The organism is Paenibacillus glycanilyticus (assembly GCF_051200795.1).
Classification (GTDB): Bacteria; Bacillota; Bacilli; order Paenibacillales; family Paenibacillaceae; genus Pristimantibacillus; species Pristimantibacillus glycanilyticus.
Window position 1 is genome coordinate 2,039,455 of record NZ_CP195155.1, and the last position, 21,316, is coordinate 2,060,770.

Genomic DNA, 21,316 nt, shown 5'->3' on the forward strand with positions numbered 1-21,316 from the left:
TGTATCCGTTATCATGAATGCATAAGGCAGGAGGGATAACGATGAAAGCGGTCACAACTAGCGTTCAGCAGCAGACGCGAAAAAGAGAGAGAAACTTTTGGAAAACAGCTATGCGTAATAAATACTTATACATGATGTCGCTGCCTTTCATAATCTGGGTGTTTGTATTTAGTTATTATCCGCTCTGGGGCTGGACAATGGCCTTCCAGAAATTCAAGCCGGCCAAATCGTTCTGGGAGCAGGACTGGGTAGGCTTCGATCAATTCAAAATGCTGTTCCAGGATGATACGTTCTATCTTGTTATGAGAAATACGCTGGCGATGAGCTTTATGGGGATTATTGCAGGCTTTGCGGTACCGATCATCTTCGCGGTTCTGCTTAATGAAGTCCGCAGCATGGCCTTCAAACGGTTTGCCCAAACCGTATCGTATCTGCCTCACTTTGTATCCTGGGTTGTCGTTGCGGGTATCGTATCCAAGATGCTCTCGGCCGACCACGGTACGGTAAACGAAATTCTGATGTGGCTTGGCATTATCGATACGCCGATTCAGTTCCTGGCGAAGCCGCATTATTTCTGGGGCATTGTAACCATCTCCGATGTATGGAAAGAGATGGGCTGGAACACCATCATTTATCTGGCGGCTATTGCGGGCATCAGTCAAGAGATGTATGAGGCGGCGAAAGTAGACGGAGCGAACCGTATTCGCCAGATTTGGCACATTACGCTGCCGGGCATTCGTTCGACGATTGTTATCCTGCTCATTATGTCGATCGGTCACTTGATCCAGATCGGCTTCGAGAAACAGTTCCTGCTCGGGAACAATCTTGTTCGCGACTATTCTCAAGTCCTTGATTTGTATGCGCTTGAATACGGCTTGCAGATGAGCCGGTACTCGTTTGGTACGGCGGTTAATATTTTCAACTCGGTTGTTAGTATTATTCTTCTGTTTATGGCAAACGGGCTGTTTAAGAAAATTACGAAAGAAAGCATCATGTAAGGAGGAGGTTGAGCCATGACATCAAAAAAAATGCTGGGCGGCGCGCCTCTGTCAGACCGGCTTCTGAGCGTGTTCGTATACGTATTCGTTATCTTCGTAATGATCATCACTTTGTATCCGTTCCTGAACGTGCTTGCTCTTTCGTTTAACGATTCCGTAGACAGTGTAAGGGGCGGGATTACGATTTTCCCGCGTGACTTTACGACTGAAAACTATAAAGTAATCTTCTCCTTCGGCGGCTTGATTACCGGCTTCAAAATCTCCGTATTGCGTACGGTAGCCGGCACAGTCGTAGGTTTGATCAGCGCTTCGATGCTCGCGTTCACGCTGAGCCGGCCGGATTTCCAAGGACGCAAGTTCGTATCCGTCTTCCTGGCGCTGACTATGTATGTATCGGGCGGGTTGATTCCGGTTTACTTCCTGATCCGCGACTTGCACATGATGGGAACGTTCTGGGTTTACATTCTTCCCGGTCTCGTAAGCGCGTTTAACGTATTCGTCATCCGCTCCTTTATGGACGGCATTCCCTATGCGCTGCAAGAGTCGGCCAAGCTCGACGGCGCGAATGACTTTACGATCTACTGGCGCATTATTCTTCCGATGGCAAAGCCGGCGCTTGCGACAATCGCTCTGTTCCTTGCCGTTGGCCAATGGAATTCCTGGTTTGATACTTATCTCTACAACGGCTCCAAGGAATCGCTCACTACGCTGCAGTTCGAGCTGATGAAGGTACTGCAAAGTACGACTTCCGGCAATAACGTGGATATCCATAACACGAACATGACGCAAATGATGTCGTCGGTTTCCCCGGAATCCGTAAAAATGGCGATTACGATCGTAGTAACGGTACCCATCCTGGTTGTTTATCCTTTCTTGCAGAGATACTTCGTCAAAGGCATGACATTAGGCGCCGTAAAAGGCTGATCAGATGGTTAGAAGCGGTATTCTTGGGGAAACCCGTTAATACGATATGGTTCTCATAAATATATAGGAGGGTTATTACATGAATCAAATCAGCAAATGGTCAAGCCTTGCATTGTCTACTACGTTAGTTGCCGGTTTGCTGGCGGGCTGTGGCAGCAATAACAATGATGAAAAAAATAGCGGCAGCAGCGCGAATACTGGCGGCAATGCAACAAATACGGAGTCGGCTGCTCCGGAAGATACTTCACCGCTCACATTGACTTTTTACAGCGAAGATCCATCGCCTAACTGGGCGAACATGCAAGACGAAATCGGCAAAACCCTTACAGAGAAAACAGGAATTACCCTTGATGCGGAATTCGCGGTAGGCGATGCGGTTCAGAAGTCGTCCCTGATTGCGGCAAGCGGCGAGTACCCTGACCTCATTAGCGCAAAAGGCAGTATCAGCAAATTTGTTGATGCCGGCGCCGTTATCGATTTGACAGATCTGATTGATAAATACGCACCTCACCTTAAAAAGCTGTATGAAGGCCAAATGAGCCGTCTTCGTTACAGCAATGATGACCATGCGATTTACGTTATTCCAACCTATGCAGCCGTCGGTCAGCAATACTTCAACGCAGGTGGTGGCTTTGAGCTGCAGCACCGCGTTGTGAAAGAGCTGGGCTACCCGCAAATCCGTACGGTAGCGGATTATGAGAAAGCAATCAAAGATTACCTTGCCAAGCATCCAAAAGATGAAAATGGCAACCCGAATATCGGGCTGTCGCTGAATGCTGACGACTGGCATATGTTTATATCTGTAACGAATCCGGCATTCCTTACAACGGGCGGATCAGATGACGGCGAATTCTATATCGATATTGATACGCAAAAAGTTACGTATCACTACCGCCGTCCGGAGGAGAAGGAATACTTCAAATGGCTGAACCATATGAATGCGGAAGGTCTCCTGGATCCTGAAAGCTTCGTCCAAAAGTATGATCAATATAAAGCGAAAATCGCTTCCGGCCGCGTTCTTGGCTTGATTGACCAGGACTGGGATTATGGCGACGGCGAGAAGGCTTTGAAAGCAGCAGGTAAATTCGATCAAGGCTACGGCCATTATCCGGTTACGTTGTCTGAAGAGTACAAAGATACTTCGTTCTGGCCAACAGGCTATATGGCTGGCACCGGCGTAGCGATCTCCAAGGATAATCCGGATCCGGTTCGTACAATCAAATTCCTTGACTATCTGGCTTCCGATGAAGGTCAAGTTCTTATGAACTGGGGTATCGAAGGCAAGCAGTACAATGTAGTTGACGGCAAACGCGTAATTCCGGAAGAAGTAAACAAACGTAAAATCAATGATGCAACGAACTTTACGAAAGAAACCGGCATCGGTCTCTACAACCTGCTTAGCGGCCACTACGGTGACGGCGTGAAGGATCCAAGCGGCAACTATTACACAACGAACTTCCCTGAACAAATCGTTGCCGGCTTTAACGATGTAGAGAAGGAAACGCTGAAAGCTTACGGTGCAACGACTTGGAAAGATCTATTCCCTAAAGAAGAAGAGTTCAAAGTTAAGCCTTGGGGAGCAGCTTGGAACATCCCGGTTCCTGGCGACAGCGAAGCGGTTGTGATCGAGAAGAAACTGCAAGATATCACTTGGAAACGTATCCCTGAAGCAATCTTGGCTAAACCGGCTGACTTTGATAAAATTTGGGATACCTACCAACAAGAGCTTCTCAAAGCTGATGTTGAGAAAGCAGAAAAGATCCGCGAAGATTTGGTTAAAGCTCGCGTAGAGCTGTGGAGCGAATAATACGCAATTAATGATTAGGGAGCCCGAATGATTCGGGCTCTCTTTGGCTTAGGGAGACGGAGGATGCGCGATGGGGAAAGTACGGGATTGGAAGCTTTGGTATGAGCAGCCGGCATCGGTATGGGAAGAAGCCTTGCCAATCGGCAACGGCCGGATTGGCGGAATGGTATTCGCGGGAACGGAAACCGATCAAATATTGCTGAATGAGGATACTTTATGGGCCGGTTTTCCGCGGGACCCGATTAATTATGAAGCCCAGCGTTATCTGGCCAAGGCTCGGCAGCTTATATTTTCCGGGAAATACACGGAAGCCGAAAGGCTGATTGAATCCACCATGCAAGGTCGGGATGTCGAGCCTTACTTGCCGCTTGGCGGTCTTTCGATCGTGCGCAGAGAAGACCGGGAATCCGCCGTATCGCAATACAAACGGGAACTGCATCTGAATGAAGGGATTGCCGCAGCCAGCTACCGGGATGGCGCCCTTACGGTAAGCTCCCAATATTTCGTGAGCGTACCGGACCAAACGCTTGTCGTCCGTTATGAAGCTGCAGGCGGAACTTTAAACCGCGATATCGTTGTGGATTCCTTGCTGCGGTACCGGTTAGAGGAAACGGCGGAAGGACAGCTTCATTTGATTGGACAAGCACCAAGCCACGTGGCCGGCAATTATCATAAAGATCATCCTATGGATGTCCTCTATGAGGAGGGGCTTGGCCTGCCGTTCGAGATCCGGGTGAAGGTGGAGACCGATGGAACGGTGAAGAACGGAGAGAAGGGGCTTGAGGTCCGGAATGCGGCTTACCTTCATATTTATTTGACTGCCGAAACGGGCTTTGCCGGGTACGGCCGGTCGCCGGATCAAGAAGCTTGCTCGGCACGCTGCTCCAGTCGGTTGGAAAAGGCTGCGGCGCTCGGATTCGAAGCGCTGCGCAGCCGTCATGCCGAAGATCACCGGCTGTTGTTCGACCGTGTTTCCTTCTCTTTAGATGATGAAACGGACGGTTCCGACAAGCCAACCGACCGCAGGCTTGCGGACTATCAAACGGCCAAGCAGGACTCTCATTTGGAGGCGCTCTATTTCCATTTCGGACGTTACCTTCTGATGGGAAGCTCGAGGCCGGGTACCCAGCCCGCGAATCTTCAGGGAATCTGGAATCATCACGTATCGCCGCCTTGGCATAGCGATTACACGATTAACATCAATACGCAGATGAATTACTGGCCAGCGGAAGTATGCAACCTCAGCGAATGCCACGAGCCGCTCTTCACCATGCTTAAGGAAATGAGCGAAGCCGGTTCGCGTACAGCGAGAATTCATTACGGCAGTAGAGGCTGGACCGCCCATCATAATGTGGACATCTGGCGCATGACGACGCCAACCGGCGGAAGCGCCAGCTGGGCATTCTGGCCGCTTGGCGGTGCATGGCTTGTCCGTCAGGTATGGGAGAGCTACCTATATAACCTGGATAAGGATTTTCTGGGCGAGAAAGCATATCCGCTGCTCAAAGGAGCGGCTTTATTCTGCCTGGATTGGCTGATCGAAGGACCAAACGGCGATTTGGTTACGAATCCGTCTACCTCGCCGGAGAACAAGTTCCTGACGAGCGATGGGGAGCCATGCAGCGTTTCGTATGGTTCGACCATGGATATGGCCATCATACGAGATCTATTCCAGAACTGTCTGGAAGCTATTGACGTACTTGGCGTGGAAGAAACGGAGTTCCGTGATGAACTCCTTGCGTCTCTGGATCGTCTTCCTGCTTACAAGATTGGCCGTCATGGCCAGCTTCAGGAATGGTATGAGGATTTCGAAGAAAGCGAGCCGGGGCATCGCCATGTTTCGCATCTGTACGGGGTTTATCCGGGCAAAGAAATTAACGAAAAGACGCCGGAGCTGCTGGAAGCGGTTGTCGCAACGCTTGATCGCAGGCTGGCTAACGGAGGCGGGCACACCGGCTGGAGCTGCGCTTGGCTGCTGAATCTGTTTGCCCGCTTGAAGGATGAGAAGCAGGCCTACGGTGCCGTGCAGACCTTGCTTGCGCGATCCACTTACCCGAATCTGCTGGACGCTCATCCGCCATTCCAGATCGACGGGAACTTCGGCGGAAGCGCGGGTATTGCTGAGCTTCTGCTCCAAACTCATCTAGGTACGATCGACCTGCTGCCTGCGCTGCCCGCATCGTGGACAAATGGCCGGATCAGCGGCTTGAAGGCAAGAGGCGGATATGTGGTTGATGTGGAATGGGCGAATGGAACGCTGAAGCGGGCTGCCATTGAAGCAAGAATAAACGGCGTTTGCAAGGTTCGCTATGCCGGCTTTATCCGCGTGGAGGATGAGAAAGGGACGGCTGTTGCTCTTAGCGACGGCGGTTTTCAAGCGGAGCAAGGCTGTACGTATTACGTTTATTCGGACGCAGAATAGAAAAAAAGTTGTCCCGCGTGGTTGAATGCGGTAACCGTCTCCTCTCTCTAAAAATAGGATACTAGTAATCGTCATAGGAGAGAGGAGATTCATCATGTCAAACGGCAAGAAGGCAAGAATCAGTTTATCTCCGCCGGAATTTACGTATTTTAATGAGATCAAATATTCGGTTGGCAAAGACCCGCTTGTAAGGGTTGGCTCGCTGGAGGATCATGGGGACGGTCAATTCGAGGTTAAGCTGTTTGTAAAAGGGATTAAGAAAGCAAAAGCGCTGGCGACCCTAATCGCTTCGGACAAAGTTATCGGCGACATCGGCATTCGCGTAAAAGTCATCAGCGGCGGGAAAGCAATTAGCCCGATTGCGCGTATCTTGACGGCGAGAGAGATCGCGGGACTGTACCGGATTGCATTTCGCACAAACCGGATCTTCCAGTTTGTCGCCCTTCGATCGATATTCGGCAGCACCTACGTTTATCCGGTATTCCGGATTAAGGTCGTCCAGTTCTATAATGATGACCTTTCCGACTTCTACGGGAACTATAATAACGTAGCGGCCTTTGTGTTCCGCAATGTTCTCTTGAACGAAATCGACGGAGTCCACATCCAATTCTCAACGGCTAAAAAGAGAAGAAGCAGGAAGAAATAAGTTACTGTCCGAAGCGGCTGTGCGGGAAACCGTGTACAGCCGCTTTTGTTTTTTTTCTTGCGGACGGGCGTATCCGTCAAGTAAATTGAGAGGTATACATCCAAGTGAAGGACTGAGCGCCAATGTTCACCCGATTATTCCGCTTGTTAACGCCGGCTACGTTTAAAAACCGGATCTTGCTGTCCCTCCTGATCTTCCTTCTTGTTCCTATCGCGCTGCTATTCCTATACAATTTCCGGGAGACGGAAGAGCTGCTCCAGCGGAATGCATCCGACAAAAACATCGAACAGCTTGAAGGGCTTAAGACCGATCTTGTTGACCTGATGAGCCTTGTCATGAAGACGGGAATGCTGCTCGAGCAGGATTCCGTTCTTCGTCAGGTCATGCAAAAGCCGGAGCAATACGATGCCATCAACCGCAAAAAAATCGTTGAAAATAAGTTTGCGGGTATCGAAAACAGCTTTTTCCTTACCGGTGCTACGGTTTACTACACCTTGATCGACTTAAAAGGAAACGCTTACACCTCCTATACGCCGGAGAATTCCTTAAATTACGAGGAGATCAGCTCGGAGGCCTGGGTTCGGGAGCTGAAGCGGGAAGGCGGTCAGCGGTATATTTGGCGCACGAATGATCAATCCACCGAAATACGGGAGGTAAAGGGCAACCGGATGCTCAGCCTTTTTGAAGTGCTCAGGGACGACGGGCTAAAGCCTTTTGCTTACGGGCGGTTCAGTATTGATTACGAAGCATGGTTTGCGGAGAAAACGCAGGGCAGCAGCGGGGAAGGGGCTTATTTCCTGCTTGATGCCGGGGGGAATACCATCCTTCAATCCTCTACTGAAGAAAGCGTGCCGCCAGCCGTTGCCGCGTCCATCGCGTCAGCCGGCTTGAACGGGGAGAATGATGCTTCCTCCACCTCAATATTGAATAACCAGATGATGTATACGTATAGCCATGTTCAGGAGCTGAACGGTTATCTTGTTAAAAAGGTTCCTCTATCGCTGCTGTTTAACGAGGTGGACAAGCAGAAGAAGCGTTCCTTTGCCCTCTATATCGCCATTCTGATCTTGTTTATGTTGATGATTTACTTGATCTCCTCCACGGTTACCGGACCGCTGAAGCTGCTTCAGCGAAAGATGGAAACAACGGTCAAATCCAATCTGAAGGCCAAGCTGCCGGAGCAGGGAAGGGGCGAAATTCTGGCCTTAACCCGAAGCTTCAACTCGATGATCGCCGACATTAACGGTCTTTTGGAAAGATTAAAGCTGGAGGAGCGGCAGAAGCAGTTTGTCCGGTTCCAGGTGCTGCTGGGGCAGATGAATCCCCATTTTCTGCTGAACACGCTTAATACGATCAAAAGCATAGCCTTGGATAAGGACGAGGACGATATTTACGATATTTGCGTAGCGCTTGGAAAGATACTGGAAACGACGCTAAATACGGAGGCTGACCTTATTCTTCTCAAAGAAGAGATCATCCTTATTGAATCTTATATGGACATTCAGCGGAAGCGGTTTGGACATGGCATTGAGGTTCACTATGAGGTAGAGGGCGAGCTTGAATTCGCGCTGATTCCGAAGTTCAGTCTGCAGCCGCTTGTTGAAAATTCGCTGCTGCACGGATTTGGACAATCCCAGCGGGAAGGGCGCATCATTATAAGGGCAGCTAGCCGGGGCAAGCAGCTTATTCTGGAAGTGATCGATAACGGAGTGGGTATCGAGAAGGCGAAGAATAGGCAATCCCCGCGTAAACGGAAAAGCATCGGTATCCAGAACCTGCGGGAAAGTTTGGAGCTTTTGTTCAAAAATCAGCCTTCGGGACTTCAGCTGGAATCGTCGGAAGAAGGAACGCGGGTGACGATGTATTGCCCGCTGCTGTTATCCAAACCTTATGCGGAGGAGGGACTTACCCATGTGGCGGACATTAATCGTTGAGGATGAGCAGCATGCAAGAGCAAGCTTGCGCAAGTTATTCGCGAAGGCGGATATTCCGTTTGAGATTGTTGGTGAAGCGGCAGATGGCGAAGAAGGGCTGCTGATGATCCGGGAGCTTCAGCCCGATGTCGTGATATCCGATATTTTTATGCCGGTGATGGACGGCATACGGCTCTTGCAGCTTGCCAGGGAGGAAGGGTTCGAATGCCGGTTTGTTATGCTTACGGCCGTCAGCGAATTCGAATATGCCCGTCAGGCCGTAGAATATGGAGCTTCGGGGTACTTGATGAAGCTGTCTTTGGATTTGGCAGGCTTAAGGCAGGCGATGGAGAAGGTAGCCGCCGAGCTTGCGAGAATGGAGAAGCTGCGCAAGGCAGACAAGTGGTTTCCGGAGAAGACGGCGCAGGAGCCAACCGATCATCCGGAGATGAACCGCATTATTGCCTATATTGAAGAGCATTTCGCCGAGGATATCACCTTGAAGAGTCTCGCTGATTTGATCCGCATGGATGCAAGCTACGTCAGCGATTTGTTCAAGAAGAAGACGGGCTCCACCTTAACGCATTATATCCAGAACCGCCGCGTTGCGGCAGCGAAAATGCTGCTTGCAGAGACCGAACGGACTGTCAGCGATATAGGCCGAACCGTAGGCTTCGAGAATGACAACTACTTCATTAAAATTTTCAAACGCTGGTGCGGCGTCACTCCAAACGAATACCGCAAAGAACAAAAATTCGTTCTATGATTCCCCAAACGCTGTTCATCCCCCAATTGCCGGGCAGGTGATAAAGTTAAAGACGTAGCAAACAGGCAGGACATCTTCAGGAGGGGGAAGACGAATGAAAAGAAAAGGCTGGTTAAAGACAGTACTGATTACGACCTTGGCTGCCACGATTCTTGGGGCATGCGGAAGCAACGGCGGCAATAACGGAAATACAGGTGCAAGCCCCGGAACGGCAAGCGAATCTCCGGCAGGCAAACCCGGTGAAAAAGTAAAGCTTACCCTGTGGGGAGCCGTTCCCGCGGAAGCGGGCCCTAAGGCCGTCATTGACAACTGGAATAAGGAAAATCCGGATATTCAGGTCGAATATATCCGCTACGTCAACGATGATCCGGGCAACCTGAAGCTTGACACGGCGCTTATGACCGGACAGGATGCAGACCTCTACATCAACTACACGCTCACCCGCTTGCAGAAGCGCGTTGACGCCGGCGTAGCCTTGGATCTTAGCAGTAAAACCGACTATAACATCGATGACCAAATGGGTCCGGATGCCGCGCAATGGAAAATCGGAGACAAATATTACGGCATTCCAACAAAGAAAAATATGGCGTTTATCTGGCTGAACAAAGATATGCTGGACGCAGCCGGACTGCCAATCCCTGCTGTGGACTGGACTTGGGATGATCTGAGAGAGTACGCGAACAAATTGAAATCAGACAAGGTATACGGACTTCTTCAGCATGACGCCGCCTTTACCGCTACAATCGACGGAACGATTGCCGGACTTGGCGTAACGAAGCCGGACGGGACTTCCAACTTCGATAACGATTTGTGGAAAAAGCAGCTTCAAACGGTGCATGACATGATGTTCGTAGACAAATCGACGCCGGAATACGGCGAGCAGGTAACGAGCAAGATGCCGGTAGACACGATGTTTCTGAAAGGCGAGGCAGCGATGCTGTCGGCAGGCGAATTTATTTTCCGTAACGCGAATGACCTGACCAATTTCCCTCATGACTTCAAAATCGCGTTCGCAACGATCCCTAAAGTAACGGCGGACCAGAAGGATTACAAATATCCGGGCGGTCTAGGCGACGTGCTTTCTGTAAACGCGAAATCCAAGCATCAGGACGCTGCCTGGAAGTTTGCGAAATGGTATGCGGACGGAGGCATGCTGCCGATGGCAAGCGGCGGACGAATCCCGTCCTCGAAGAGCGTGGACAACAAACAAGCGATGGATCTGCTGCTTAAAGGCGTAGAAGACAAGTACGATACCGAATCAATGAACAAAGTCGTATTTGGCCAGTTCCCTTCGTTCCAGCTCAGCGTTCCGCAGCAGGCTTTGGATGCGCGGAAGGAAGAGTACGAGAAATTCTTCCTGAACGAGCAGGATCTTGATACCACACTCAAAAATATGGCCAAACGCCATCAGGAATATATCAAGTAACCGAATATAGCTTTTCAGCCCCCAAGAGAGAAGAAGGATTCCCCGCTTCCTTCTTCTCTCTTTTCTATATTCAGAAAGCTCTATACGATCAAGAAAGGCGGCGTTTTCTGTGAAAAGGAAAAGCTGGATTCAGAAGCAAGGCTGGATTGGTTACGCGTTTGTTTTACCGAATATGCTGGGCATTGTGGCCTTCTTTATTTTGCCAGCCTTGTATTCATTCTTCATGATGTTTACGGATTATCAATTCGCTAATCCCAACTGGAAGTTCACCGGCATGGACAATATCAACCGTTTGTTCGGCGATGATCAGTTCTATGCTTCGCTTAAGCATACCGCCATCTTCCTGTTCTCCGTTCCCGTCTCGCTGGGGCTGGCGTTCCTCGTTGCGCTGGTGCTCAACCGCAGCGTGTACTTGAAGGGACTGCTCAGGGGGATGTTCTTCCTGCCGTATATTTCAAGCGGCGTAGCGGTTGCGTTTGTCTGGATGCTGTTGTTCCAGCCGTCCCAAGGACCAATCAATGAAGTGCTTCGCTTAATCGGCATCGTATCGCCTCCGGGCTGGTTCGCGGATACAAGCTCGGCGATGTATGCGATCGACGTTATCCAAATCTGGTTTATGCTTGGCTACAACATGATTATATACTTGGCGGCCCTCCAGGAAATCTCGACCGAGCAGCTGGAAGCCGCGCGGATCGACGGAGCGGGCTCGGCAACCATTACCTGGCGGATCGTATGGCCGCTAGTCAGTCCAACGACATTTATGCTTCTTATTACCGGTCTGATTATGACCGTTAAGTCCTTCTCTCTTATCCAGGCTATTACGGGCGGCGGTCCAAGCGGCAGCACGACCATACTGTCGCTGTTCGTCTACAAAACAGCCTTCAGTTACTATGAGATGGGTTATGCGTCAACGATATCGTGGTTCCTGTTCGCTTTTATTCTTATCATTACGATCATCCAGTGGGTTGGCCAAAAACGCTGGGTCCATTACTAAGAGAGGAGCAAGCCTGATGATTGAAACCAATAAGAACCTACCGGTTAAGCTTTCCGTTACGATCTTGATGCTGATCGCAGGGTTGTTTATGATTGTCCCTTTCTTATGGATGATCAGCACATCCTTCCAGACTCCAAGCGAAGTATTCCGCCAATGGCTTCCTTCGAAGCTCGACTTAAGCAGTCATAAGCGGATATGGTCGGGAAGCTATAACTTTTTGCCTTATTATTTGAACTCTCTGAAAATATCGGTGATAGGCACGGCCGGCGCCGTCTTTATGTCGGCACTTGCCGCTTACGGCTTTGCCCGCACGGAATTTAAAGGGCGGAACACCCTTTTTATGGTATATTTATCCATGATGATGATCCCTCCTCAAGTTATCTTTGTTCCGAAATTTATCATGTTTAACTGGCTTCATATCTATAACACGCACTGGGCGCTGATCTTGCCTGCCATGTTCTCGATCTTTGGCGTATTTATGCTCCGGCAGTTTTTCCTGGGCATTCCGAAGGAGATTACGGAATCCGCCTTTCTAGACGGGGCGGGACATTTCCGGATATTCTTCCGGCTTGTTCTGCCGCTGGCTAAGCCGGCCTTGGCGACGTTTGCGATTATCGATTTTTCCTGGCAATGGAACGATTACGAGAATGCGCTTGTCTTCCTGCAAAGCCCCAAGCTGTATACGATTCCTCTAGGCCTCCAGAATTTCGTTCTGGAAAACAACGTTGACTACAACGGCATGATGGCAGCCTCTTCGGCGGCAATCGTTCCTATGATTCTAATTTTCCTGCTTGGCCAGAAGTACATTATACAAGGTATTTCCAGTTCGGCCGTGAAAGGCTAAATTGAAGGAGGCTTATGACATGAGACACGAGACGGTAAAATCCGATGTGACGGTTATTGGCGGAGGTCTGGCAGGCATCAGCGCGGCGATTGCCGCGGCAAGATTGGGGCAAAAGGTGGCGCTTGTCCATAACCGGCCGGTGCTTGGCGGCAATTCCAGCTCCGAAGTGCGGGTATGGGTATGCGGCGCTACCGGGCATGGCGTTAACCGGTATGCCCGGGAAACGGGCATCATGGGAGAACTTTTTATTCAGAACCAGTACCGCAATCCGGAAGGCAACCCTTACCTGTGGGATGTGACGCTGCTGGAAGCGGTAAGAGCGGAGCCTAATCTAACCTTGTATATGAATACGGATGTCAGGGAAGTGGAGGCAGATGGAGAACTCGATGACAGGACTATCCGCAGCGTAACGGGCTGGATGATGGGCTCGGAGCGGGAAATGACGTTCGAGAGCGACGTATTCCTTGACTGTACGGGAGACGGATTGGTTGGCTTCCTCGCGGGGGCGGCATACCGCATCGGCCGGGAGGCCCGTCAGGAGTACGGGGAGGATTGGGCACCGGAGGCTGCCGACGATATTACGCTGGGCAGTACCTTATTGTTCTACACGAAGGATACCGGCAAGCCGGTCAGGTTCGTTGCCCCATCGTTTGCGAAAGATATTACGACGACCTCGATTCCGCTCAAGCGCGTCATCCGCAGCGGCGATTCCGGCTGCCATTACTGGTGGATCGAATGGGGCGGCGAGCTGGATACCGTTCACGAGAACGAACGGATCCGGGATGAATTATGGTCCGTTATATACGGCATTTGGGATTATATTAAAAACTCCGGCAAATTCGAAGCCGAGAATATGACGCTGGAATGGGTTGGCTCCATTCCGGGCAAGCGGGAATACCGGCGCTTTCTGGGCGATACCATCCTGACGCAAAACGACGTGATCTCCCAGCGTCCGTTCGAGGACCGCATCGCCTTTGGCGGCTGGTCGATTGACCTGCATCCGCCGCAAGGCATGTACGCAACCGAAAGCGGCTCCAAGCATCTCCATGCCGACGGCATCTACCATATTCCGTTCGGCTCCTTGTACTCCCGGAATGTCGGCAATCTGCTGTTCGCGGGACGCAATGTCAGCGCTTCTCATGTTGCCTTCGGGACAACCCGCGTGATGGCAACCTGCGCGGTAATGGGGGAGGCAGCCGGCGTTGGCGCCGCGCTGTCGGCCAGCAAAGGCATAACGCCGCGCGAGCTGCGCGAGCGGCATTTAACCGAGCTACAGCAAACGATGCTGCGCATGGATGCTTCCATTATTGGTCTGCGCAATGAAGATCCGGCGGATTTGGCGAGAACGGGAACGGTGACGGCATCCAGTACGATGACGCAAATCCGGCTTGATCGTCCGGCTGAAGAGTATCGGCTTACTTCGGATGTCGGATTCGTGTTTCCTGCGGACGGCGGCTTTGACGGATTGCAAATTCTCGTGTCCGCATCCGACGCAACCAGCTTGAACGTGGAGCTCTGGGATACGGGGCGTCCGGAGAATTATGTTCCGGCAGGCTTTAAGCAAGCGTTGACCATCCCGGTTGCAGCGGGAGTGAACCAATGGGTGGAGGTGCCCGCAGACCGTGAGCTCTTTGGTGATGAGCCTTGCAATGCGTTTGTTATTGTCCGGGCAAACGAAGCGGCAAGCCTCCATACGTCAGCCGTTCCGGTTACCGGCGTGCTAGCGTTCGAGAGAGGCGTTAAGCCGATTGTAAGCTCCGATCTGGAGGACCATCAGCCGGATCAGCCGGTAATTGAGTGGTCCATGAAACGATTGGTCCGCAAACCGTTCTGCTTCGCGGTTGGGACAAAAGCTTTTGCCCCGGATAAAGTCATTGACGGTTATGTGCGTCCGTATGGCGGCCCGCATTTGTGGGTGTCCCAGCCGTTGGCAGACGGCCGGGAGGAATGGGTGGAGATTACGCTTGAAGAGCCGGCTGATGTAAGGGAAGTTCATATTACCTTTAACGATGACGTGAACGAGGATCTGATTAACCTTCATCACCATGAAACGCCATTCCTTGTTATTCCGGAGGTTGCCAAATCGTATGAGCTGCAGGCATGGGCAAGCGGCGAATGGATCACTGTCGCAAGCGACGGCATGAACCGCACCCGCAAAAAAATCCACACGCTGGGTAAACCGGTACGGACGGACCGGGTCCGGGTTGTGGTAAAGGAAACCAACGGAGGCGAACATGCCGAAGTGATCGAAATCCGCATTTATGAATAAGGTTATTTTTAACAGCAGTGCAGGGGCTAACCCTGTACTGCTGTTTTCATAGTTTGATCGATCTCTTGCTGTTTCTTCTGCAAACTACCTCAACACGGAATTACTTCAACAATAGATAACAGAGTTCTACGTTGGATTTAATACAGTAATATGAGGTGTTTCTAGTGGAGCTGACGTTCTACGTTGGATTATCTCCAATAGAATTAGCTCAATTTTGATCATTCAGCTCATTTTTGGCTTTTTTGATGGAGTGATTCCAACGTAGCACAAAATAGTTCCTCATTTTGCTGAGTTCACTGGAGGAAATCCAGCGTACAGTGACAAAATGGAGCGGCGGTACCAGGTATCCTAACCTTATATTATAAGAAACAACTCACGGCCTTAAAGGCGCAGCATTATCGTCCCCGCCTTTTATTCATGAGCAAGAATGTTAATAAGCTTCCCGAACGGATCGCGGACATAGAATCGCCGAACGCCCCAAGGCTCATTAACAGGACCATATTCTATAGGGAATCCAGCCCTCTTCATGCCATCCCATGCAGCATCAAGATCATCGACTTCAATCGATAGATCGGGCGTTGGGGTTTCCGAGCCGCCCTGCGAAGCGAAACTAATCTGAATGCTCATCTCCTCATGTAAACCATAGGTTCTAATCCAACCATGATCCATCAATAAATCAAGACCAAGCACATCCTGGTAAAAGCATTTTGCCGCTGCGGCATCCTTTGCATGGATATTGGCGACGATTCGTTTGACCTTCATTTCAGACCTCCCGGATATAAGCATCAATATAAAATACATTCGACATCTGTCCGTTCATTCTTCCTTAATCAGAACATAATCCACTGGTTTTGAAGCCGATCATCAAATTTTCTTTCAAAAAGGAATTGAAAAATACAGGGCGGTATGTATAATGGAGTTAAGCGCTTAACTAATTTTACTTAACTTTGTTTTATATTGTCGAATAAAGTCTTATAATTACTTATTTTATGTCTAATTAAGCGATTAACTAAACGGGAGGTACTATGACTACTATCCGATTAACGATGGCTCAGGCTTTGGTTCGGTTCCTCGATGCGCAGTATGTTTCAGTCGATGGCGAGGAGATCAAGTTCGTTCAAGGCGTCATGGGGATTTTTGGACACGGCAACGTAACGGGGATTGGCGAGGCGCTGGAGTATAGCCCCGGCAGTCTGACTTTGATCCAGGGTAAAAACGAGCAAGGCATGGTGCATGCGGCCGCGGCCTTTGCCAAGCAGAAGAACCGCCTGCAAATTTATGCCTGCACCTCTTCCATCGGACCTGGCGCGCTGAATATGGTAACCGCCGCCGGAACCGCTACCGTGAACCGCATACCCGTACTGCTCTTGCCCGGAGACAACTTTGCTTCCCGCCAGCCGGATCCGGTGCTTCAGCAGCTGGAAGTCGCTTCCGATTATACGGTATCCGCTACGGATGCTTTCAAGCCAGTCAGCAAATATTGGGACCGTATCGTACGGCCTGAGCAGCTCATGCCGGCAGCGCTCCAAGCGATGCGCGTGTTGACGGACCCGGCAGAGACGGGGGCCGTGACCTTGGCTATGCCGCAGGATGTTCAGGCAGAAGCTTATGATTACCCGGAAGCGTTTTTTAGTAAGCGCATTCATTATATCGACCGCCGTCCGCCTGCCGAGGGCGCCGTGAAACGCGCGGCAGAGCTGCTTAAGGGCAAGAAGAAGCCGCTTATTATTGCCGGCGGAGGTGTATTGTACGCATCGGCCGTGAGCGAGCTTCAAGACTTGGCGGAGACGTACGGCATTCCGGTAGCGGAGACGCAAGCCGGGAAAAGCGTACTCCCATGGAATCATCCGCTCAATGTTGGCGGCGTTGGAGTAACGGGAACGCTGGCCGCTAACCTGCTGGCGAAGCAAGCGGATGTCATCATCGGGGTGGGAACAAGGTATTCCGACTTTACCACATCGTCCAAATCGGCTTTTGCGGATGATGTTCAATTTATAAATATTAACGTGAGTCCGCTGGATTCCGCCAAATGGGGCGGTGCCGCCTTGACCGGCGATGCCAAGCTGGGACTTAAGCAGCTTGCAGAGGCTCTTGAAGCATCCGGTTACCAAACCGCTTACGCTGACCATGAAGTTGCGGATCTGAAGAAGACCTGGGATGCCGAGGTAGACCGGTTATACGCCTTGGAGCATGAGCAAGGACTTGCCCAGACCCATGCGCTTGGCGTCATTCAGAACGCGATTGATCCAAGCTCCGTTATTGTCTGCGCGGCAGGCAGCCTGCCGGGGGACCTGCACCGCTTGTGGAGACCGGCCGAACCGAAAACGTACCATATGGAATACGGTTTTTCGTGCATGGGCTATGAGGTGAGCGGAGCTTTCGGAGCGGCACTGGCAACTGCCGGCGAACGGGAGGTCTATGCAATTGTTGGGGACGGAAGCTACTTCATGCTTCATTCCGAATTGATTACAAGCCTGCAGGAAGGCGTCAAAATCACGATCTTGTTATTCGATAACCATGGTTTCCAGTGTATTCATAACCTGCAGCGCGGCCACGGAAGCGAAGGCTTCGGCAACGAATTCCGCTACCGCGACAAGGCTTCGGGACGTCTTACCGGCAGCTATATGCCAATTGACTTTGCAGCCCATGCCCGCAGCTTAGGGGCCAAAGCCTATAAGGCGAATTCCGCGGAGGAGCTTAAGGCAGCTCTCCTTCAAGCCAAGCAAGAGACGGTAACGACCTTGATCGAAATTCCCGTCGTGCCGGGTACCAATACAGCCGGTTACGAATCCTGGTGGAACGTTGGCGTACCGGAAGTATCGGTCAGCAATAAAGTGCTGGACGCGCATGTGGACATGAAACAGCGGATCCGCGCCGCAAGAACGATATAAGACGCTAAGGGAGCTGAGGCTGATGAAAACATTGCCGTTCAAGATTGGCGCCCATCCGATCAACTGGGTCGGAGAAGACGTGAAGGAGCATGGCGCCGACACCACTTACGAGCAGATTATGGACGATATGCAGCGGCTAGGCTTGACCGGAACCGAGATGGGACGCAAATATCCGACGGATATCGAGGTTCTGAAGCAAGAGCTGGCGAAAAGAAACCTGAAGCTTGTATCCCAATGGAAATCCGTGCTTTTCTCGGATCCGGCTTACCGGGAGGAAGAGCTTGCGGCTTACGAGCAGCATGTCAAATTCCTTAAGGAAATGGGCAGTACGGTGATCAGCACCTGCGAAGTAGGCGGTTCGCTGCATTTCGATCCGCGCCGCACTCCTCACGAGAAGGAAGTTATTCCGTTAGACGAGGCGGGCTGGAAGAGTCTTGCCGAAGGGCTGAACGCAGCCGGAGCAATAGCCAAGCAGCATGGCCTCAAGCTGTCCTACCATCATCATGGCGGTACGGCCGTAGAAAGCCCGGAAGAAATCGACCGCCTGATGGAGCTGACCGACCCGGACCTCGTGTACCTGCTATTTGATACGGGGCATGCCTACTATGGCGGAGCCAATCCGATTGAGGTGCTTCGCAAGCATTATAACCGGATCGCATATATTCATCTGAAGGATGTTAGGCAGCCAGTGCTGGATGAAGCGCGAGCGGAAAAAGCCGATTTTATCACTTGCATCCGCAAGGGCGTATTTACGGTTCCGGGAACCGGCGATCTTGATTTCCGTCCGGTTGTGGAGGAGCTGCTGGCCCGTGGTTACAACGGCTGGGCCATGCTTGAGGGGGAACAGGATCCTGTCAAAGCTCCGGCATTCGAATTCGCGTCCAAAGCCATCACTTATCTGGAGTCGCTACTTCCTACGAAAGCGGGGGAATCCCAATGAACGACATCACGTTTCCGGCTGACCGGTCTCTCGACTTTACGGCAATCGGCCGTCTCTGCATCGACCTGAACGCGAACGAAATTAACCGTCCGATGGAAGAGACGAGTACATTCACGAAATATGTGGGCGGATCTCCGGCCAATATTACGATCGGCATGTCGCGCTTCACTCTGAAGACTGCGTTTATCGGCAAAATCGCCAATGATCAGATGGGCCGTTTTATCCGTGATTATCTGGAGAAGAACGAAATTGATACAAGCAATGTCGTAAACGACTACACGGGCGCGGTTACCGGTCTTGCTTTTACCGAGATCAAGAGTCCAACCGACTGCAGCATCCTGATGTACCGCGACAACGTGGCCGATCTGCTGCTTACGCCAAGCGAAGTGAATGAAGAGCTGATCGCCAAATCCAAGCTGCTCCTTATATCCGGAACGGCGCTTGCCCAAAGTCCTTCGCGCGAAGCGGTGTTCCAAGCGCTTCAATATGCGAAGAAGCATGGTACGGTTATTGCCTTTGATCTGGATTACCGCCCTTATACATGGAAATCGCAAGAGGAAACAGCCGTTTATTATAATCTTGCCGCCGAGAAATGCGACATTATCCTTGGCACGCGGGAAGAGTTCGACATGATGGAATGCTTCGAGCAGGAGCATAGCGATCACAGCACGGCATCGAGATGGTTCAATCATTCGGCGCAAATCGTCATTATCAAGCATGGCAAAGAAGGCTCCATTGCGTACACGAAGGACGGGGCAAGCCACCGGGCCAAGTCGTTCCCGGCCAAGGTGATCAAGACCTTTGGCGCAGGCGACTCCTATGCGGCAGGTTTCCTGTACGGCGTTATGCAGGGCTGGACGCTCGAGAAAAGCATGGAATTCGGCAGCGCGTCCGCGTGTATCGTTATTTCCAGCCACAGCTGCTCGGATGCCATGCCAAGAGCAGAGCAGGTTCATGATTATATCGCCCGCTGCGAACGCGGTGAAATTGTAGTCTAATTCGCAAATACAAGGAAGAGGTGCTCCTATGACGCAACAATTAAAAAACTGGATTGGCGGCCAATGGGTGGAAGCTGCAGCAACGCAAAGCGAGCCCGTCTACAACCCCGCTACCGAAGAAGTTCTCGCCAACGTTCCATTATCTACGAAAGAAGACGTCGATCTGGCTGTACGCACGGCTTCCGAAGCATTCAAAACTTGGAGCCGCACGCCGGTGCCGAAGAGAGCGCGCATTCTTTTCAAATATCAGCAGCTTCTGGTCGACAGCTGGGATGAGCTTGCGAAGCTAGTAACGCTGGAGAACGGCAAAAGCTACAACGAAGCCTACGGCGAAGTACAGCGCGGAATCGAATGCGTGGAGTTTGCCGCCGGCGCTCCAAACCTGATGATGGGCAAGCAGCTCCCGGATATCGCAACCAACCTGGAATCCGGCATGTACCGTTATCCGATTGGCGTTGTTGGCGGCATTACGCCGTTCAACTTCCCGATGATGGTGCCTTGCTGGATGTTCCCGCTTGCGATTGCTTGCGGCAATACCTTTGTTCTGAAGCCATCGGAGCGTACGCCGCTTCTGGCTAATCGTCTGGCCGAGCTGCTGCAGGAAGCGGGACTTCCCGAAGGCGTGTTTAATATCGTTCACGGCGCTCACGATGTCGTTAACGGCATGCTGGAGCATCCAACGATTAAGGCGATTTCGTTCGTGGGCTCCCAGCCGGTAGCCGAGTATGTGTACAAAACGGCTTCGGCGCACGGGAAACGCGTACAGGCGCTTGCCGGCGCGAAGAACCACTCGATTGTTATGCCGGATGCGGATCTGAATCTGACGGTAAAAGAAATCGTAAACGCAGCCTTTGGCTCCGCGGGCGAGCGCTGCATGGCGTGCTCCGTCGTTGTGGCCGTCGGCGAGGTTGGCGACACGCTTGTCGGCAAGCTTAAGGAAGCGGCCGACAACATTACGATCGGCAACGGCATGGAAGACGGCGTTTTCCTTGGCCCTGTTATTCGCGGACCTCACAAGGAACGCACGCTCAAATATATCGACATCGGCGAGAAGGAAGGCGCTCTGCTGATCCGCGACGGCCGGAAGGATGCGGCATCAAGCGGTCAAGGCTATTTTGTTGGTCCAACCATCTTCGACAAGGTGCAATGCGAGATGAAAATTTGGGAAGACGAAATTTTCGCTCCGGTCCTGTCGATTGTGCGCGTAGACACGCTGGACGAAGCGATCGAGCTGGCTAACCGTTCCGAATTCGCGAATGGCGCTTGCCTGTTCACCCAAAGCGGGGCGTCGATGCGCCAATTCCGCGAAACGATCGATGCGGGCATGCTTGGCGTTAACCTGGGCGTTCCGGCTCCAATGGCCTTCTTCCCGTTCTCGGGCTGGAAAAAATCGTTCTACGGCGACCTGCACGCGAACGGCACCGACGGCGTCGAGTTCTTCACGCGCAAGAAAATGGTTACAACACGCTGGTAATCGA

Annotated in this window: 16 protein-coding genes; 15 read left to right on the forward strand and 1 reads right to left on the reverse strand. The window is 51.5% G+C overall.

The annotated features are described in order from the left end of the window. The first annotated feature begins 41 nt into the window (after positions 1–41). The 11 genes from ACR9FF_RS09140 (at position 42) to ACR9FF_RS09190 (ending at position 15,009) form a co-directional block, all read left to right on the forward strand. A complete protein-coding gene (locus tag ACR9FF_RS09140) occupies positions 42–998 on the forward strand; it encodes an ABC transporter permease (protein ID WP_201004529.1) in 957 nt (318 codons plus the stop codon). A gap of 15 nt (positions 999–1,013) precedes the next feature. Beyond that, positions 1,014–1,922, forward strand: coding sequence for a carbohydrate ABC transporter permease (locus tag ACR9FF_RS09145; RefSeq protein ID WP_201004531.1), 909 nt, complete (start codon positions 1,014–1,016; stop codon positions 1,920–1,922). Positions 1,923–2,001: 79 nt separating this feature from the next. Next, positions 2,002–3,729, forward strand: coding sequence for an ABC transporter substrate-binding protein (locus tag ACR9FF_RS09150; RefSeq protein ID WP_435170509.1), 1,728 nt, complete (start codon positions 2,002–2,004; stop codon positions 3,727–3,729). A gap of 70 nt (positions 3,730–3,799) precedes the next feature. Beyond that, positions 3,800–6,151, forward strand: coding sequence for a glycoside hydrolase family 95 protein (locus ACR9FF_RS09155; RefSeq protein WP_435170511.1), 2,352 nt, complete (start codon positions 3,800–3,802; stop codon positions 6,149–6,151). A gap of 94 nt (positions 6,152–6,245) precedes the next feature. After that, positions 6,246–6,797, forward strand: coding sequence for a hypothetical protein (locus tag ACR9FF_RS09160; protein ID WP_127498235.1), 552 nt, complete (start codon positions 6,246–6,248; stop codon positions 6,795–6,797). A gap of 122 nt (positions 6,798–6,919) precedes the next feature. Next, a complete protein-coding gene (locus ACR9FF_RS09165) occupies positions 6,920–8,731 on the forward strand; it encodes a cache domain-containing sensor histidine kinase (protein WP_435170513.1) in 1,812 nt (603 codons plus the stop codon). Further along, positions 8,709–9,476 (forward strand): response regulator transcription factor, encoded by a 768-nt coding sequence (locus ACR9FF_RS09170; protein ID WP_435170515.1) that lies wholly within the window; start codon positions 8,709–8,711, stop codon positions 9,474–9,476. Before ACR9FF_RS09165 ends, ACR9FF_RS09170 begins: the two co-directional genes overlap by 23 nt. 94 nt (positions 9,477–9,570) lie before the next feature. Next, positions 9,571–10,902 carry an ABC transporter substrate-binding protein gene (locus ACR9FF_RS09175; protein WP_435170517.1) on the forward strand — a complete coding sequence of 444 codons (1,332 nt, stop codon included), beginning with the start codon at positions 9,571–9,573 and terminating at the stop codon, positions 10,900–10,902. A gap of 109 nt (positions 10,903–11,011) precedes the next feature. Next, entirely contained in the window at positions 11,012–11,896 is an 885-nt protein-coding gene (locus tag ACR9FF_RS09180) for a carbohydrate ABC transporter permease (protein WP_435170519.1), read from the forward strand. Between the two features lie 16 nt (positions 11,897–11,912). Next, entirely contained in the window at positions 11,913–12,740 is an 828-nt protein-coding gene (locus ACR9FF_RS09185; protein ID WP_015843545.1) for a carbohydrate ABC transporter permease, read from the forward strand. A gap of 1 nt (position 12,741) precedes the next feature. Next, a complete protein-coding gene (locus ACR9FF_RS09190; protein ID WP_435170522.1) occupies positions 12,742–15,009 on the forward strand; it encodes an FAD-dependent oxidoreductase in 2,268 nt (755 codons plus the stop codon). A 411-nt stretch (positions 15,010–15,420) separates the two neighbouring features. Here ACR9FF_RS09190 and ACR9FF_RS09195 read toward each other — a convergent pair whose 3' ends face one another. Next, positions 15,421–15,771 (reverse strand): VOC family protein, encoded by a 351-nt coding sequence (locus tag ACR9FF_RS09195; protein WP_435170524.1) that lies wholly within the window; start codon positions 15,769–15,771, stop codon positions 15,421–15,423. Between the two features lie 263 nt (positions 15,772–16,034). On the opposite strand from ACR9FF_RS09195, the gene iolD reads away from it, so the two are divergent. From iolD to ACR9FF_RS09215, 4 genes are read left to right on the forward strand one after another with little or no spacing between them, the layout of a single operon-like run. After that, positions 16,035–17,900: a 3D-(3,5/4)-trihydroxycyclohexane-1,2-dione acylhydrolase (decyclizing) gene (gene iolD / locus ACR9FF_RS09200; protein ID WP_435170526.1), complete on the forward strand. Its 1,866-nt coding sequence runs from the start codon at positions 16,035–16,037 to the stop codon at positions 17,898–17,900. A 22-nt stretch (positions 17,901–17,922) separates the two neighbouring features. Then, positions 17,923–18,840 carry a myo-inosose-2 dehydratase gene (iolE, locus tag ACR9FF_RS09205; RefSeq protein WP_435170528.1) on the forward strand — a complete coding sequence of 306 codons (918 nt, stop codon included), beginning with the start codon at positions 17,923–17,925 and terminating at the stop codon, positions 18,838–18,840. After that, a complete protein-coding gene (iolC, locus tag ACR9FF_RS09210) occupies positions 18,837–19,838 on the forward strand; it encodes a 5-dehydro-2-deoxygluconokinase (protein ID WP_435170530.1) in 1,002 nt (333 codons plus the stop codon). Before iolE ends, iolC begins: the two co-directional genes overlap by 4 nt. Before the next feature lie 28 nt (positions 19,839–19,866). Continuing rightward, positions 19,867–21,312 (forward strand): CoA-acylating methylmalonate-semialdehyde dehydrogenase, encoded by a 1,446-nt coding sequence (locus ACR9FF_RS09215; protein WP_435170532.1) that lies wholly within the window; start codon positions 19,867–19,869, stop codon positions 21,310–21,312. The last annotated feature ends 4 nt before the right edge of the window (positions 21,313–21,316 follow it).

Excerpts from the sequence above, each read along its gene's own strand:
- ACR9FF_RS09140 (WP_201004529.1), top strand. The coding sequence starts at position 42 with ATGAAAGCGGTCACAACTAGCGTTCAGCAGCAGACGCGAAAAAGAGAG.
- ACR9FF_RS09145 (WP_201004531.1), top strand. The coding sequence starts at position 1,014 with ATGACATCAAAAAAAATGCTGGGCGGCGCGCCTCTGTCAGACCGGCTT.
- ACR9FF_RS09150 (WP_435170509.1), top strand. The coding sequence starts at position 2,002 with ATGAATCAAATCAGCAAATGGTCAAGCCTTGCATTGTCTACTACGTTA.
- ACR9FF_RS09155 (WP_435170511.1), top strand. The coding sequence starts at position 3,800 with ATGGGGAAAGTACGGGATTGGAAGCTTTGGTATGAGCAGCCGGCATCG.
- ACR9FF_RS09160 (WP_127498235.1), top strand. The coding sequence starts at position 6,246 with ATGTCAAACGGCAAGAAGGCAAGAATCAGTTTATCTCCGCCGGAATTT.
- ACR9FF_RS09165 (WP_435170513.1), top strand. The coding sequence starts at position 6,920 with ATGTTCACCCGATTATTCCGCTTGTTAACGCCGGCTACGTTTAAAAAC.
- ACR9FF_RS09170 (WP_435170515.1), top strand. The coding sequence starts at position 8,709 with ATGTGGCGGACATTAATCGTTGAGGATGAGCAGCATGCAAGAGCAAGC.
- ACR9FF_RS09175 (WP_435170517.1), top strand. The coding sequence starts at position 9,571 with ATGAAAAGAAAAGGCTGGTTAAAGACAGTACTGATTACGACCTTGGCT.
- ACR9FF_RS09185 (WP_015843545.1), top strand. The coding sequence starts at position 11,913 with ATGATTGAAACCAATAAGAACCTACCGGTTAAGCTTTCCGTTACGATC.
- ACR9FF_RS09195 (WP_435170524.1), bottom strand. The coding sequence starts at position 15,771 with ATGAAGGTCAAACGAATCGTCGCCAATATCCATGCAAAGGATGCCGCA.
- iolD (WP_435170526.1), top strand. The coding sequence starts at position 16,035 with ATGACTACTATCCGATTAACGATGGCTCAGGCTTTGGTTCGGTTCCTC.
- iolE (WP_435170528.1), top strand. The coding sequence starts at position 17,923 with ATGAAAACATTGCCGTTCAAGATTGGCGCCCATCCGATCAACTGGGTC.
- iolC (WP_435170530.1), top strand. The coding sequence starts at position 18,837 with ATGAACGACATCACGTTTCCGGCTGACCGGTCTCTCGACTTTACGGCA.
- ACR9FF_RS09215 (WP_435170532.1), top strand. The coding sequence starts at position 19,867 with ATGACGCAACAATTAAAAAACTGGATTGGCGGCCAATGGGTGGAAGCT.